Source organism: Rhodocyclus gracilis, from assembly GCF_009617575.1.
Taxonomy (GTDB): Bacteria; Pseudomonadota; Gammaproteobacteria; order Burkholderiales; family Rhodocyclaceae; genus Rhodocyclus; species Rhodocyclus gracilis.
Map to the genome: position 1 here is coordinate 276,596 of NZ_WIXJ01000001.1, position 14,823 is coordinate 291,418.

At 64.2% G+C, this 14,823-nt stretch carries 13 protein-coding genes; 2 read left to right on the top strand and 11 right to left on the bottom strand.

The features are described from left to right. Window positions 1-17: 17 nt before the first annotated feature. The 6 genes from GHK24_RS01245 to rpsB form a co-directional block, all read right to left on the bottom strand. A complete protein-coding gene (locus GHK24_RS01245; RefSeq protein ID WP_153467738.1) occupies window positions 18-857 on the bottom strand; it encodes a phosphatidate cytidylyltransferase in 840 nt (279 codons plus the stop codon). After that, window positions 850-1,692 (bottom strand): polyprenyl diphosphate synthase, encoded by an 843-nt coding sequence (gene uppS, locus GHK24_RS01250; RefSeq protein ID WP_153467742.1) that lies wholly within the window; start codon window positions 1,690-1,692, stop codon window positions 850-852. Before uppS ends, GHK24_RS01245 begins: the two co-directional genes overlap by 8 nt. A gap of 22 nt (window positions 1,693-1,714) precedes the next feature. Then, window positions 1,715-2,236: a ribosome recycling factor gene (frr, locus tag GHK24_RS01255; protein WP_228384503.1), complete on the bottom strand. Its 522-nt coding sequence runs from the start codon at window positions 2,234-2,236 to the stop codon at window positions 1,715-1,717. A gap of 51 nt (window positions 2,237-2,287) precedes the next feature. After that, the gene (gene pyrH, locus GHK24_RS01260; protein WP_153467748.1) at window positions 2,288-3,004 is read right to left on the bottom strand and encodes a UMP kinase; all 717 of its coding nucleotides are present in this window, start codon (window positions 3,002-3,004) and stop codon (window positions 2,288-2,290) included. 33 nt (window positions 3,005-3,037) lie between these two features. Further along, the gene (tsf, locus tag GHK24_RS01265; RefSeq protein WP_153467751.1) at window positions 3,038-3,925 is read right to left on the bottom strand and encodes a translation elongation factor Ts; all 888 of its coding nucleotides are present in this window, start codon (window positions 3,923-3,925) and stop codon (window positions 3,038-3,040) included. Between the two features lie 104 nt (window positions 3,926-4,029). Further along, the gene (gene rpsB / locus GHK24_RS01270; RefSeq protein WP_153467754.1) at window positions 4,030-4,773 is read right to left on the bottom strand and encodes a 30S ribosomal protein S2; all 744 of its coding nucleotides are present in this window, start codon (window positions 4,771-4,773) and stop codon (window positions 4,030-4,032) included. 357 nt (window positions 4,774-5,130) lie between these two features. On the opposite strand from rpsB, the gene map reads away from it, so the two are divergent. Further along, on the top strand, window positions 5,131-5,928 hold the full coding sequence (map, locus tag GHK24_RS01275) for a type I methionyl aminopeptidase (protein ID WP_153467757.1): 798 nt from the start codon (window positions 5,131-5,133) through the stop codon (window positions 5,926-5,928). Window positions 5,929-5,931: 3 nt separating this feature from the next. After that, entirely contained in the window at window positions 5,932-8,511 is a 2,580-nt protein-coding gene (locus tag GHK24_RS01280) for a [protein-PII] uridylyltransferase (RefSeq protein ID WP_153467760.1), read from the top strand. A gap of 33 nt (window positions 8,512-8,544) precedes the next feature. On the opposite strand, the gene GHK24_RS01285 is transcribed toward GHK24_RS01280, so the two are convergent. Genes GHK24_RS01285 through GHK24_RS01305 form a run of 5 tightly spaced genes read right to left on the bottom strand, consistent with a single transcriptional unit; the run spans window position 8,545 to window position 14,815 of the window. Further along, window positions 8,545-9,291, bottom strand: a complete 747-nt coding sequence (locus GHK24_RS01285; protein ID WP_153467763.1) for an S-methyl-5'-thioinosine phosphorylase — start codon at window positions 9,289-9,291, stop codon at window positions 8,545-8,547. Between the two features lies 1 nt (window position 9,292). Further along, on the bottom strand, window positions 9,293-9,844 hold the full coding sequence (locus tag GHK24_RS01290; RefSeq protein ID WP_153467766.1) for a hypoxanthine-guanine phosphoribosyltransferase: 552 nt from the start codon (window positions 9,842-9,844) through the stop codon (window positions 9,293-9,295). Window positions 9,845-9,853: 9 nt separating this feature from the next. Next, the gene (galU, locus tag GHK24_RS01295) at window positions 9,854-10,720 is read right to left on the bottom strand and encodes a UTP--glucose-1-phosphate uridylyltransferase GalU (protein ID WP_153467769.1); all 867 of its coding nucleotides are present in this window, start codon (window positions 10,718-10,720) and stop codon (window positions 9,854-9,856) included. Beyond that, on the bottom strand, window positions 10,717-13,224 hold the full coding sequence (gene ligA, locus GHK24_RS01300) for an NAD-dependent DNA ligase LigA (protein ID WP_153467772.1): 2,508 nt from the start codon (window positions 13,222-13,224) through the stop codon (window positions 10,717-10,719). Before ligA ends, galU begins: the two co-directional genes overlap by 4 nt. Window positions 13,225-13,228: 4 nt before the next feature. Then, window positions 13,229-14,815 (bottom strand): cell division protein ZipA C-terminal FtsZ-binding domain-containing protein, encoded by a 1,587-nt coding sequence (locus GHK24_RS01305; protein ID WP_228384473.1) that lies wholly within the window; start codon window positions 14,813-14,815, stop codon window positions 13,229-13,231. Window positions 14,816-14,823 lie beyond the last annotated feature (8 nt).

Sequence of the window (14,823 nt, forward strand, 5' to 3'; positions counted from 1 at the left end):
CTACTCGCGAGGTCGGGTCAAAGCGCACTCGCCAGCCAGACCAAGGCGACGAGCGGCAGGGTAGAAGTCAGACTATCAATGCGGTCAAGCACACCGCCATGACCGGGCAGCACATTGCTGCTGTCCTTGAGGCCGGCATGGCGCTTGAGCAGGGATTCAAAGAGATCGCCAACGATACTCACCGCAGTCAACGCAAGCAAGACGGCGATCAAGACGGGAAGATGAGTGCGCAGGGATGGCGGCAGGTAGTCGAGCACTACCAAGCCATAGACGCCGACGCCGACGGCGGCACCGACAGCGCCTTCCCAGGTTTTGCCGGGGCTGATCGCCGGCGCCAGCTTGTGCCGCCCGAAGGTACGTCCGCTGAAATACGCCGCAATGTCCGCTACCCAGACGAGCGCCATGATCGCCAGCACGAATACGCCACCGCCCTGCCGCAGATGCAGCAAGGCCAGCCATGTGGGGAAAATCACCAGCGCACCGACCAGTACACCGACAATGCCGCCGGGCAAAGGCCAGCGGCGCGTCAACCAGACGGGAACGACGCCGAGCCAGAACAACGCCGCCGGCAGATAGAGCCAGCGGCCAAACTGCCAGGCGAGCGATGCGGAGAAGTCGCCCACGAGCCCCAGGGCCTCGGGCACCAGCATGACCGCCGCGTCGCAGAAAAAGATGGCCGCCACGCCGAGCATGATGCGTCCCGGCGCTTGCCAGCGCAGAAGCGCCCCCCATTCCCAGGCCGCCACCGCGACAACCAGCGCGGTGAACGCAGCCCAGCCAGTGGCAGAGAGCGAAAACAGTGCAGCGAGGAAAGCGGCGAGAAGGATGACCGCGGTCAGAGCCCGCGTTTTAAGCATACAGTCGCTTGCCGTCCGCTAATTCCGGCTCGGCAGCAGTGGCCGCGCTATCGCCCAACGCGACCGTGGCGCCCGTCATTGGCGAGTTGGCGAGCAACTGCTCACTGGTACGCCCGAAGCGCCGCTCGCGCTTGCGATACGACTGAATGGCCTCGTCCAGCGCAGCCGCGCCGAAATCCGGCCAGACGGTCTCAGTAAAATAAAACTCCGTGTAGGCCAACTGCCAGAGCAGGAAATTACTGATCCGCTCTTCGCCGCCCGTACGGATGAACAAATCCGGCTCCGGCGCGTAAGCCATCGACAGATAAGGCGCCAGGTCTTCTTCGCGCCAGAGGCCGAGCCGATCGGGATGCTCGGCCGCCATTCGATTGACCGCTTGCAGGATGTCCCAACGGCCACCGTAGTTGGCCGCTACCGTCAGAGTCAGGCGGTCGTTGTGAGCGGTCAGTTCTTCGGCGCTGCGGATGAGCGCCTGCAGTTTGGCGTCAAAACGCGACAGGTCGCCGATGATGCGCAAACGCACGCCGTTCTGGTTCAGACGCGACACCTCGCCGCGCAGCGAGCGCACGAAGAGTTGCATCAGCAAGGTGACTTCCTCTTCGGGGCGCCGCCAGTTCTCGGAACTGAAGGCAAACAGGGTCAAGTAGCTGATGCCGCGATCAAGGCAGGCCTTGACCATCTCGCGCACCGCCTCGACACCGCGATGATGGCCGGCGACGCGAGGCAAAAAGCGCCGACGCGCCCAGCGACCGTTGCCGTCCATGATCACGGCAACGTGTCCCGGCGTTGCCGAAACTTCCGGCACCGCCACCGTCGAGCTTTTGAATTTCGCCATCAGACCTGATCCTGAGCGTGGCTCAGACAGCCATCAACTCGGCTTCTTTCTGGGCCAACTGCTTATCGACATCGGCAACGAAACGGTCGGTGAGCTTCTGGATATCGTCCTGAGCGCGCCGTTCTTCGTCCTCGGAGATTTCTTTGGCCTTCAACAATTCCTTGAGCGTTCCATTGGCGTCACGGCGCAGGTTACGCACGGCCACCTTGGCGTTTTCGCCTTCGCTCTTGACCACTTTGGTCAGATCGCGACGACGCTCTTCCGTCAGCGCTGGCATCGGCACGCGGATCAGTTCGCCCATCGCCGACGGGTTGAGCCCGAGATCGGAATCGCGAATGGCCTTCTCGACCTTGCTCGCCATCGGCTTTTCCCAGACTTGCACACCGATGGTACGCGAATCGATCAGGGTGATATTAGCCACCTGGCTGACCGGCACGAGCGAACCGTAGTACTCAACCTGCACGTGATCGAGCAAACCCGTATGCGCACGCCCGGTGCGCACTTTGGCGAGATCCGCCTTCAGCGCCTCAAGCGAGCGCCCCATCTTGTGCTCAACGCTTTTTTTCAGTTCAGCGATAGACAATTTTCTGCTCCCTCAGCAAACCACCAACGTACCTTCGTTCTCACCCAGCACCACGCGCGTCAGCGCGCCCGGCTTGTAGATCGAAAACACGTTGATCGGCAGGCGCTGGTCACGACAGAGGGCAAACGCCGTCGCATCCATGACCGCGAGATTTTGCGCGATGACATCATCAAAGCTGATGCGCTCGTAGCGCACCGCATCAGCCACTTTCTTCGGATCGGCGGAGTAGATCCCGTCGACCTTGGTGGCCTTCAGAACAATTTCGGCACCGATTTCGGCGCCACGCAGGGCGGCTGCGGTATCCGTCGTAAAGAATGGATTACCCGTGCCGGCAGCGAAGATCACCGTCCGCCCCTGCTCAAGATAGCGAATCGCCTTGCCACGAATGTACGGCTCGACGACCTGCTCGATATTGAGCGCCGACTGCACGCGCGACGCCATACCGGCGGCGCGCATGGCGTCCTGCAAGGCGAGGCCGTTCATCACCGTCGCCAGCATGCCCATGTAGTCGGCTTGCGCCCGATCCATGCCGGTGGAAGCGTGCGCAAGACCACGGAAGATGTTGCCACCGCCGATGACGACGCCGACCTGGACACCCAGATCCACCACCGCCTTGATCTCGGCAACGATCTCGGCGAGCGTCTGGCGATTGATGCCGTAGGCGTCACCGCCCATCAGCGCCTCACCCGACAATTTAAGGAGGATGCGTTTGTACTTCGGTTGAGCCATGTTCGCTCCCGTCATCGTCATACGGCGAAACCCTTATTTTTGTGCAGCAGCGGCTTGGGCGGCAACTTCAGCAGCGAAGTCGGTGACTTTCTTCTCGATACCTTCACCAACGATGTAGAGCGCGAAGCTCGCCACCGAAGCCCCCTTCGCCTTCAGCAGCTGCTCGATCGTTTGCTTGCCGTCTTCGGCCTTGACGAAGACTTGGCCGAGCAGCGTCACTTCCTTCAGGAATTTCTGCACCGAACCTTCGGCGATCTTCTCGATCATCGCTTCCGGCTTGCCCGCTTCCTTCGCCTTTTCGATCGCGACACGACGTTCGCTTTCGATCAGTTCGGCCGGAACGCCCGACGCGTCGAGCGCCTTCGGCTTGCCCGCAGCGATGTGCATGGCGATGTCCTTGCCCAGCTGCTCGTCGCCACCGACGACATCGACAACGACGCCGATCTTGGCGCCACCGTGGATGTACGAGGCCAGACGGCCCTTCGCAGCAATCCGCTCAAAGCGACGGATCGACAGGTTTTCACCAATCTTGCCAACCAGCGCAGCACGCGTCGATTCGACCGTGCCTTCGCCCAGCGGCAGTGCGGCCAGCGCGGCCACGTCAGCCGGCGCGGCGCTGACCACGAGGCCGGCACAATCACGCGACAGCTTCAGGAAGTCGTCGTTCTTGGCAACGAAGTCGGTCTCACAGTTCACTTCGACGATCGCCGCCGCAGCGCCTTCGACAACAATCGCCACCACGCCTTCAGCCGTCACACGGCTGGCCGCCTTGCTCGCCTTGGTGCCGAGCTTGACGCGCAGGATTTCTTCGGCCTTGACCGGATCGCCAGCGGCTTCGGTCAGGGCTTTCTTGCATTCCATCATCGGCGCGTCAGTCTTCTCGCGCAGTTCTTTAACCATGCTCGCGGTGATTTCCGCCATTTTGTTCTCCACGTGCGAACGCGGCCGGGATCGCCGGCCGCGCCAGTTTCAATCAACAAGGCAGGCGCCGCACCGATGTGCCACGCCTGCGGTCATCCTGCAAATTACTCAGCCGCTTCCTGGACTTCGACGAACTCGTCGCCTTCGCCTTCGAGGATTTCTTGCAGCACTTGGCTACGGCCTTCGAGGATCGAGTCGGCCACGCCGCGAGCGTAGAGACGGATCGCGCGCGAGGAGTCATCGTTACCCGGAATGACGTAGGTCACGCCTTCGGGCGAGTGGTTGGTATCGACCACGGCGATCACCGGGATGCCGAGCTTGGCCGCTTCGGTCACAGCAATCTTGTGATAACCGACGTCGATGACAAACAGTGCATCGGGAAGGCTATTCATTTCCTTGATGCCGCCGATCGACTTTTGCAGCTTTTCGAGTTCGCGCTGGGTCATCAGCGCTTCCTTCTTGCCCATGCGCTCGAAGGAGCCGTCTTCGGCCATGGCTTCCATGTCCTTCAGGCGCTTGATCGATTGCTTGACCGTCTTGAAGTTGGTCAGCATGCCACCCAGCCAACGCTGGTCAACGAAGGGCGAACCGGCGCGCAGCGCTTCTTCGGCAACGATCTCACGCGCCTGACGCTTGGTACCGACGAAGAGGATGGTGCCCTTGTTCGCGGACAGCTTGCGCACGAAGGCCATCGCTTCGTTGTACTTGGTCATCGTCTTTTCGAGGTTGACGATGTGAATCTTGTTGCGTGCGCCGAAGATGTACTGCGCCATCTTCGGGTTCCAGAAACGGGTTTGGTGACCGAAGTGGACACCGGCTTCCAGCATTTGACGCATAGTCGTGGACATACTTTTGAGACTCCATAAGGGTTGAACCGCCGTTCGCCCAGCTACGCCCGCATCGAAGCGGACACCCTTGAATCAGCGAACGTGCGAAATAGACGCAAAACCGTTTTGCGCCCGCGCGCCAACACGGCGCGCATGGATATTTCACCTACCCACCGACGGCGGGCTGGCAAAACCCGGCGAGTATACCACTGCCACGCACGACAACTCAAACCGCACGTACATCACGAGACAGACCGCCTGCGTGACGAAACACCTGCCGAAACGCAGGCTAAACAAGGGCATCATTGCCATCATCGGCGAAATTGCCTTGCCCCCCCCCTTCCTTTATTCTTCCCGCTTTCGTCCTGACCACCCACGATGAGCATCCAGATCAAAACAGCCGCCGAAATCGAAAAAATGCGGCTCGTTGGCCGACTGACCGGCGAAGTCCTCGACTACATCACTCCCTTCGTCACCGCCGGGGTCAGTACCGAAGAAATCGACCGTCTCTGCCACGATTACATCGTCAACGTGCAAGGCGCGATTCCTGCCCCGCTCAACTACGCACCTCCCGGCTACACGCCTTACCCGAAGTCGATCTGCGCGTCGATCAACCATCAGGTTTGCCACGGCATTCCGGGTGAGCGACCGCTGAAAAACGGCGACATCGTCAATCTCGACGTCACCGTCATCAAAGACGGCTATCACGGCGACAGCAGCCGCATGTTCATCGTCGGCGAACCCTCTATCCTCGCCCGCCGGCTCTGCGAACTGACCCATGAATGCCTGTGGATCGGCATTGCCCAGGTGCGGCCGGGCGCCCACCTCGGCGATATCGGTGCCGCCATCCAGCGCCATGCGGAAAAGGCCGGCTTCTCGGTCGTTCGCGAGTTTTGTGGCCACGGCATTGGCAGCCGCTTCCATGAAGACCCGCAGGTGCTGCATTTCGGCAAGGCGGGAACCGGCGCACGACTGGAGCCGGGGATGATTTTCACCATCGAGCCCATGATCAATGCGGGCAAGCCGGGCATTCGCCAGCTCGCCGACGGCTGGACGGTCGTCACCAAGGACCACAGCCTGTCGGCACAGTGGGAACACACCATTCTCGTCACCGACACCGGCTTTGAGGTACTGACCCTCACCGCAGGCGCCCGCCCGCAGCCCGACTGGGTCTAGATCATGACCGCCACCTCGCCCGATAGCGCACTGATTCATTCCTGTAAGACCACACTGCGCGAGGGGCAGGAAGCCATCTGCGCGCGCTACCGCGAAGATCACGACAGCCGTCGACTGCTACAGCGCCGTTGTCGTCTGGTCGACCGCGTACTCAGCGAGCTCTGGCGCGAACTTGCTTTCCCGCCGGAACTGACACTCGTTGCCGTCGGCGGCTATGGGCGAGGCGAACTCTATCCCGCCTCCGACATCGATCTGCTGCTGCTCCTGCCCTCGCCGCCGGACATGGCGCTCCAGCAATCGCTCGAACGGCTGATCGGTCTCTTCTGGGATATCGGGCTGGAAGTCGGCCACAGCGTCCGCACCATCGACGAATGCCTGACGGAAGCCGCCGGCGACATCACCGTACAAACGGCACTCATCGAGACCCGGCGCATCTGCGGCGACGAGGCGCTCTTCAGCCGCTTCCGTGCCGGCCTCAAGGAGCGGCTCGACGTTATCGCCTTCTTCCGCGCCAAGCGCCTCGAACAGGAAGAACGCCACCAGCGCTATCAGGAAACGCCGTACAGCCTCGAACCGAACTGCAAGGAAAGCCCCGGCGGCCTGCGCGACCTGCAGATGATCCTCTGGATCGCGCAAGCCGCCGGCTATGGCGCGCACTGGCGCGATCTCAAAGAACACGGTTTCATCACCGCCAACGAGGAACGCCGCCTCGAGCGCTGCGAAGGCTTCCTGCGCCGGCTGCGCGTGCAGTTGCACATCGATCTTGGGAGGCGAGACGACCGCGTCCTCTTTGACTACCAGAGCCAGCTGGCCAGCCATCTGGGCTACGAGGCCGCGTCGACGCGTCAGGCCAGTGAAGCGCTGATGAAGGATTACTACCGCACGGCGAAAAACGTCACCCAGCTCAACGCGATCCTGCTGCTCAACCTCGCCGCCGCGCTGCTGCCGACGCCGCACCTGACGCCCAAGCCGATCAATGCGCGTTTTCGCGCCAGCGGCGACTTGCTCGATGTCGTCAGCGAATCCGTCTTTCAGGAAACGCCGAGTGCCATTCTCGAAAGCTTCCTGCTCATGCAGCAGCACGCCGAATTGCAGGGGATGACCGCGCGCACCTTGCGCGCCCTGTGGCGCGCAGCCGCCGACATCGACGATGACTTCCGGCGCGATCCGGGCAACCACGCACTGTTTCTGCAACTCTTCCAGCAACCGCGCGGCCTGGTGCACGAATTCCGGCGCATGAACCAGCTGAGCGTGCTCGGTCGTTATCTGCCGAATTTCGGTCGCATCGTTGGTCAGATGCAGCACGACCTCTTCCACGTCTACACCGTCGATCAGCACATCATGCAAGTGATGCGCAACCTGCGCCGCTTCACGATGCATGAGTTCGCGCACGAATACCCGGTGTGCAGCCGGCTGATCAGCGACTTCGAACGCCCCTGGCTACTCTATGTCGCGGCGCTCTTCCACGACATCGGCAAGGGGCGCGGCGGCGACCACTCCGAGCTGGGTGCAGTCGACGCCCGCGAATTCTGCGAGCAGCACCAGATGAACGCTGCCGACAGCGAACTGGTGGTGTGGATCGTCCGCCAACACCTCGTCATGTCGCACGTCGCGCAGAAGCAGGACACCTCGGACCCTGAAACCATCGCCCGCTTTGCCGCCATCGTCGGCGACGAGCGGCATCTGACGGCGCTCTATCTCTTTACCGTCGCCGACATTCGCGGCACCAGTCCGAAAGTCTGGAATGCCTGGAAAGGTCAGCTGCTGGAGGAGCTATTCAGCGCCACGCGCAAACTTCTCGCCACCGGCGGCGAAATCCCCGCGACGCAAGGCATCATCGAAGAACGCCAGCAGGAAGCCCGCCGCCTGTTGCGCTATTTCGCGCTCTCCGAGACGGTGCATGAACGCCTGTGGAAGCAGCTCGACACCGTCTACTTCCTGCGCCACTCGGCGGATGAAATCGCCTGGCATACACGCGCCCTGCACTACCGCACCGACAAGGATCAGCCAGTGGTCAAGGCCAGGCTATGCGCACAAGGAGTCGGCCTGGAGGTGATGGTCTACACGACGGATCAGCCGGACCTCTTCACCCGCCTCGTCGCCTTTTTCGGCCGCGCTGGCTACACCATTCTCGACGCCAAAATCCACACGACGCGCCACGGCTACGCCCTCGACAGCTTCGTCCTGCAAGACCTGAGTGGCCGTGGCGAAGACCGCGAGATGATCAACTACATCGAACACGAACTGGCGACACGCCTGGTCAAGCAGACGCCGCCGGAGGCGCCGTCCGGCGGCCGCCTGTCGCGGCAGGTCAAACACTTCCCGTTCGAGCCGACGGTGACGATCAAACCCGACGAAAAAGGCGCGCGCTACATCCTGTTCATCGGCGCCGCCGACCGACCGGGGCTGCTCTACACCGTCGCCACCACACTCGCCGAACATGGCGCCAAACTGCACACGGCGAAGATTTCGACGCTCGGCGAACGCATCGAAGACACTTTCCTCGTCAGCGGCGGTTCGCTCGGCGAAAGCGCTGGCCGTATCCGCCTCGAAACCGCCCTGATCGAGCAACTGCGCGTTTAAGAAGCTGGCCGGCGCGTGCCGGCCAGCCCACACTCAGGCGCCGTCGTTAGCGATGAGGTGCTCGAGAATCGCCCGCACCTGCCCCATCGATACTTCCAGCACACCCTGAATCGCCTCGAAGCTGATGCCCTTCGAGCTATCGCCGCGGCCGGCCGCATAGTTCGCCACGACGTTGATCGCGGCGTAGGGTAGATCGAGTTCGCGCGCCAAGGCTGCTTCCGGCATGCCGGTCATGCCGACGAGATCGGCACCGTCGCCTTCGAAGCGGTTGATCTCGGCCGCCGTCTCGAGACGCGGGCCTTGCGTCGTGGCGTAAACGCCGTGGTCGCTGGCCGCGACGCCGACAGCCGCCGCCGCCGCGATGAGACGCGCCCGCAGCGCTTCGTCGTACGGTTCGGTGAAATCGATGTGCGTCACCGTGCAATCGGCGCCTTCGTGGAGGGTCGACTTGCGACCCCAGGTGTAATCGATGATCTGATGCGGAATGACGATACCGCCCGGCACCAGATCGGCGCGGATACTGCCGACCGAGGCAACGGCGACGACGCCGTGCGCGCCACATTCGCGCAAGGCCCACAGATTGGCACGGTAGTTGATTTCGTGCGGCGGGATCGTATGACCATAGCCATGGCGCGCCAGAAAAGCGATCGGCTTGCCGCAGAACTCGCCGAACGTGATCGGGCCGGAAGGCTCGCCATAGGGCGTGCGCACCACTTCACGCCGCGTCCCCGCCAGACTCGCCAGCTGCGTCAAACCGCTGCCACCAATGATTGCCAGCATCTCAGCACTCCTCCTTCATGGCGTAGATCGCCGGCAAATTGCGCCAATGGCCGTAGGCATCCATGCCGTAGCCAAAGACAAAACGGTCGGGAACCGACAAGGCCACGAAATCGGCGGTGATCGGCTTTGCCTTGCCGTTTTCCTTATCCGTCGCCACGGCGGTGTAGCAGGCGGTCGCGCCCAGTTGCAGCATGCGCTCGCGCACAGCCGCCAGCGTCAGCCCTTCGTCGAGGATGTCGTCGACGATCAGCACGGTACGTCCCTTGACCGACGTCCACGGCGCCGCGCGCCAGGACAGCGCGCCACCGGACAAATCCTGGCCGTAACGCGTCACATGCAGGTAATCGAAATCGAGCGGAAAATTGAGCTGGGTCATCAGCTGGCCGGCGAAAGGTACGCCGCCGCTCATTACACAGAGCAACAAGGGATGCGTGTCCGCCAGCTTGTCCGTGATCTCGTGGGCGACGCGGGTGACGGCCTTGGCGACGGTTTCCGCTGAATGGATCAGTTCAGCCGAGGCGAGAATCGCCTCCGGGGTCTTGGTAGGGGGCATGGTGAGCACTCAGTCGAGGTGGTGGAGATAATCGGAAAATGCCGCGCCGACTTCCGGGTGGCGGCGGCCAAAGACGACCGTCGCCTGCAGATAGCCGAGCTTCGAGCCGCAATCATAGCGGGTGCCGGCGTAGCGATAAGCCAGGGCCTCCTCTTCGGCGAGCAGCGCGGCGATGCCGTCGGTGAGCTGGATTTCACCGCCCGTACCGGGCTTGGCCTGCGCGAGATGATGAAAAATGCGCGGCGTCAGCACGTAGCGACCGACCACCGCCAGCGTCGACGGCGCAAGCTCCGGCGCCGGTTTTTCGACGATGCCGGTAATGCGCTCGATACGCCCCGCCGCATCACAGGTGCGGACGATGCCGTAGCTCTTGGTTTCGCTGCGCGGCACATCCTGCACGCCCAGCACCGAGCATTGACGTTCGGCAAAGACATCCGCCATCTGCTGCATGACGGGCGGTGTGCCGTCGAGCAAGTCATCGGCGAGGATGACGGCAAACGGCTCGTCGCCCACCACGGCCTGCGCGCAGAGTACGGCATGCCCCAGGCCGAGCGCTTCCGGCTGGCGCAGATAAATGCAATTGATGCCCTTCGGCAGCAGGTTACGCACGCGGGCGAGCATTTCGTCCTTGTGCTTCAGGGCCAGCTCGTTCTCCAGCTCGTAGGCCTTGTCGAAATGGTCCTCGATGGCGCGCTTGCTGCGTCCGGTGACGAAAATCATGTCGGTGATCCCCGCCGCTGCCGCTTCCTCGACGGCGTACTGGATCAGGGGCTTATCGACGATGGGCAGCATTTCCTTGGGACTGGCCTTGGTCGCCGGCAAAAAACGGGTGCCCAATCCGGCGACCGGAAAGACGGCTTTGCGTAGTTTCTTCATTCTTCTTCCCCCTCAAATGGCAGCGGCAGGCTTGCCTGCGCTGGGCCGTTGTTCTTTGCGGCGGCCGCAAGGGCGGCGGCGTCCGCAGGCGCCTCGCCCGGCAGCGCCCGATCGGCGAGCAGGGCGAGCAAGGCCGCCTCATCGAGCACGCGGACACCCAACTCGCGCGCCCGCTCAAGCTTGCTCCCCGCCTCACTGCCGGCGACCAGATAATGCGTCTTCTTCGACACCGAACCGCTGACGCGCCCCCCGGCCGCTTCGATCAACTCCTTGGCCGCATCGCGCGCCAAGGTCGGCAGCGTGCCGGTGAGTACGAAGGTCTTGCCGGCGAGCGGTGCGGCCGCCGGTCGCGCCGATGCCGGCGGCAAATCGGCGAGCAGAGCCTCGCGCTGCGTTGCCAGAGCGGCAAGCAGACGGCGGTTAGCGCCCGCCTCCAACCATTCGGCGAGCGCCGCGACGACGTCGGCCGGAATCTTCGCATCGAGCAAGGCCGGGCGATCGATCCCCTGCCGCACAAGCGTTGCGCCATCGACGACACAGGCGATCTGCCGGGCGCGCACCGGCGTCAGACGCGGCACGCCGAGCACGGCATACAGCTCGGCCCACGCCAGACGCTCAGCGAGTTCCGGCAGCGGCGGGTGCTCGTCGACGGGCGCGACGCCGATCTCCGCGCATAACAGCGCGTCTACGGCTTCGACGTTGCGCTCCTCGGCGAAAAAGTCGGCAATCGCCGCCGCCACCGTGGCGCCGATGTCGGGCAACACGGCGAGCAGCGGCGCCGGCGCCCGGCGCACGCGCTCGACGCTACCCAGCCAGTCGGCCAGCGTTTTCGCTGTCGATTCACCGACATGCCGAATGCCGAGCGCGAACAGCAGGCGCGCCAGCGTCGGCCGGCGGCTGCCGGCGATGCCGTCGAGCAGGTTTTCGGCCCAACGCGTCGGCGTCTGTCCGGCCTTGACCGTCTCCGGAACCGTGCCGTCGCGCTCGTCAGCGCGCCGCTTCATGTCCAGCAGATCGTCGAGCGTGAGGCGGTACAAATCGGCCACACCGTGCACGTAGTCGAATTCGACCAGGCGCTCGACATAGCGCTCGCCCAGCCCCTCGATATCCATCATGCGCCGCCCGGCGAAATGCAGGATGGCCTGAATCCGCTGGGCGCGACACGAGAAGCCACCTGAGCAGCGAGTCACCGCCTCGCCCGGCTCGCGCACCACGTGGGCATTGCATACCGGGCAGGTGGCGGGCATCGCGAAAGCCTGTGCGTCGGCAGGCCGCCGCTCGGCGATGACACCCACCACTTCCGGGATGACGTCGCCAGCGCGCCGCACGATCACCGTATCGCCGACGCAAATACCGCCTTTGCGCGCCATGTCTTCGGCGTTGTGCAAGGTCACGTTGGATACCGTCACGCCACCGACGAAGACAGGGGCGAGACGCGCCACCGGCGTCAGCGCACCCGTGCGCCCGACCTGCACCTCGATGGCCAGCACCTCGGTCGTCGCCTCTTCGGCCGGGAATTTGTGCGCCACCGCCCAACGCGGCTCGCGCGTCACGAAGCCCAGCTGCTCCTGCAGCGCGAGCGAATTGACCTTGTACACCACGCCGTCGATGGCAAACGGCAGCTCGGCCCGCCCGCTGCCGATCTGCTGGTGAAAGGCGGCGAGTTCGTTGGCACCTTTGGCAATCGTGCGTTCGCGGCAGACGGGAATACCGAAGGCGGCGAGTGCGTCGAGAATGCCCGCGTGCGTCGCCGGCACGCGCCACCCCTGCGTCTCGCCGATGCCGTAGGCGAAGAAGGAGAGCGGCCGGCTGGCGGCGATTTTCGGATCAAGCTGACGAATGCTGCCGGCGGCACCGTTGCGCGGATTGACCAGCGTTTTCTCGCCGCGCGCGGCGGCAGCGGCGTTGTAGCGCGCAAAGTCGTCGTAGCGCATGTACACCTCGCCGCGCACTTCGAGCACGGCAGGCGCTTCGCCCTCAAGGCGCAGGGGAAGTGCCCGGATGGTGCGCACGTTCTGCGTGACGTCTTCGCCGGTCAGGCCATCGCCGCGCGTCGCGGCCTGTACCAGCACGCCATCCTCGTAGCGCAGATTCATCGCCAGACCGTCGAACTTGAGTTCGGCGCAGTAGTCGAGCGGCGGTGCGTCGTCGGCGAGCTTCAGTTCGCGGCGCACGCGCGCGTCGAAGGCAAGCGCGCCGCCCTCGCCGAAGTCGGTTTCGGTGCGGATCGACAGCATGGGCATGGCGTGCCGCACCGGCTGGAATTCCGGCAGCGGCGCTCCACCCACTCGCTGCGTCGGCGAATCCGGCGTGCGCAGCGCCGGCTCGGCGTCTTCGAGTGCCTGCAATTCGCGGAACAGGGCGTCGTACTCGGCGTCGCTGATGAGCGGCGCGTCATCCTCGTAGTACGCCCGATTGTGCCGCTGCAACTCGGCGCGCAAGGCGCGGGCGCGCTCCTGCGTGCTGACGGCGGCCTTTTCGGTGTCGGTGGCTGAGGTCGACATCCGGCTACGCGAAGAGACGCTGCGCCAGCGGGCTGCCGGCCGGGATGCCGCGTGCCGACATTGCCGCCTGGCTCTGGGCGATGGTCCGCCGGATCGGTTCGAGCGCGCCGTCAGCCAGCGGGCGCCGATTGTCATCGACGAGCGCGCCGTGCAGCGTGGCGGCGAAACGCCGCGCCTGTTCGACCATCTGCGCGAAAACGCGGTCGCCGTTGGCGACACGCGGCACATCGAGCAGGAAGGTCACGCCATGCGTGCTCAGCGTCTTGATGCTGTCGACGACGAACGGGCTGGCTTCCTGATTAGAGAGCGAAAACAGCGCATTGCCGTCGTCGTCGCGTCGGACGAAACGGCCCGCGCCGTCGAGCGCCATCCCCGCCGCCTCGGCGAGCGCGCGCAATTTGGAGCCAGCAAAGGGAGCGCCCTGGCTGACGACATTCAGCCCCACCTGAATGTCGACGTCGGCACAGAAGGCGTCGAGACCTGCCGCCGTCGTCAGCGCCGGCTGCGCCGGCGGCAGCTCGGCCACCGCCAGCAGTTCATCGGCGATGTCCTGAATGGCGCGCTGAAAGATCGCCAGCTCGGCGTCACTCACCGGACCACGCCGATCCACCAGCTGCAAACCGATATGCAAGCGGCGATACCCCGCGCGTTCACGCGTTTCGTCGGGCGAGCTGTGGCGCAGGATGTCCCACTCGCCCGTTTGTTCGTTACAACCCAGCCAGCGAATGGGCTTACGCACCCGCGCCAGCGCCTCGCGCGCCATCCGCAGCAGCGGCGCCGCCGGCGAGGGATCGGCGGCTTCGATCAGGGCAACGTAGTCGATCAAGGGCGAAAACAGGACCGGCGGCGGCGTATCGCGCGGCGCCGTCGCCCCTTCGCGCGAGCCCTCGCGCGCTGCTTCACGAGCGCTTTCACGCGCAGCTGTCTCACGCAAGGACTCACGCGGTAACTCGGCAGCCGATGGCGCGAGCGGCGCCACCGGCGAATTCGGTGCCGCCGGTGGCACGGGAATCGACGCCGGCGCGCGCTCAGCCACCGTCGCAGGAGGTACCTCGACGCTGGCGGGTGCCGGCGTCACGGGAGTCACCGCCACCGGCGCTTCAATAGACGCCGCCGCGTGCGAATCAGCGCTGGCGGCCGCAGCCTCTGGCGCATCCGTCAGCACACCCGGCAAAGGATCAAGCGCGCCCAAGTGCGGTTCGATCCGCCCATCGGTCGCCACGAAGGGAGCCAGCCCGGCCACCGCATCCGCCATCTGCGGCGCGGGCGCAGGATCAGCCAGGATCGGCTCGGGAACGACGAGCGCCTCCTCGTCAATCGCCGAAAAATGCGGCTCATGCGCGGCGCCGGCGGCGGGCGCCAACTCGGCCGCAGGACTGGTCGCGTAGTCTGCCGGAATATCCTCATCATCAGTGGCGACGGGGGCCGGTGTGGATGCCGATGCGCTGTCGAGCAAGACATCCGTATGCGCGTTATCGAGCACGCGCTCAGCGAGTTGCCGTTGCTTGCGTTCCTGCCATTTGTTGAAGGTCAGGACACCGCCAACGACGGCGGCGCCCAGCCCGATCATTCCGATTTGAAGTTCGTTCATCGCGACTC

What these genes read in the sequence shown, in the direction of transcription:
- GHK24_RS01245 (WP_153467738.1), bottom strand. Translation starts at nt 857, where the DNA reads ATGCTTAAAACGCGGGCTCTGACCGCGGTCATCCTTCTCGCCGCTTTC.
- uppS (WP_153467742.1), bottom strand. Translation starts at nt 1,692, where the DNA reads ATGGCGAAATTCAAAAGCTCGACGGTGGCGGTGCCGGAAGTTTCGGCA.
- frr (WP_228384503.1), bottom strand. Translation starts at nt 2,236, where the DNA reads ATGGGGCGCTCGCTTGAGGCGCTGAAGGCGGATCTCGCCAAAGTGCGC.
- pyrH (WP_153467748.1), bottom strand. Translation starts at nt 3,004, where the DNA reads ATGGCTCAACCGAAGTACAAACGCATCCTCCTTAAATTGTCGGGTGAG.
- tsf (WP_153467751.1), bottom strand. Translation starts at nt 3,925, where the DNA reads ATGGCGGAAATCACCGCGAGCATGGTTAAAGAACTGCGCGAGAAGACT.
- rpsB (WP_153467754.1), bottom strand. Translation starts at nt 4,773, where the DNA reads ATGTCCACGACTATGCGTCAAATGCTGGAAGCCGGTGTCCACTTCGGT.
- map (WP_153467757.1), top strand. Translation starts at nt 5,131, where the DNA reads ATGAGCATCCAGATCAAAACAGCCGCCGAAATCGAAAAAATGCGGCTC.
- GHK24_RS01280 (WP_153467760.1), top strand. Translation starts at nt 5,932, where the DNA reads ATGACCGCCACCTCGCCCGATAGCGCACTGATTCATTCCTGTAAGACC.
- GHK24_RS01285 (WP_153467763.1), bottom strand. Translation starts at nt 9,291, where the DNA reads ATGCTGGCAATCATTGGTGGCAGCGGTTTGACGCAGCTGGCGAGTCTG.
- GHK24_RS01290 (WP_153467766.1), bottom strand. Translation starts at nt 9,844, where the DNA reads ATGCCCCCTACCAAGACCCCGGAGGCGATTCTCGCCTCGGCTGAACTG.
- galU (WP_153467769.1), bottom strand. Translation starts at nt 10,720, where the DNA reads ATGAAGAAACTACGCAAAGCCGTCTTTCCGGTCGCCGGATTGGGCACC.
- ligA (WP_153467772.1), bottom strand. Translation starts at nt 13,224, where the DNA reads ATGTCGACCTCAGCCACCGACACCGAAAAGGCCGCCGTCAGCACGCAG.
- GHK24_RS01305 (WP_228384473.1), bottom strand. Translation starts at nt 14,815, where the DNA reads ATGAACGAACTTCAAATCGGAATGATCGGGCTGGGCGCCGCCGTCGTT.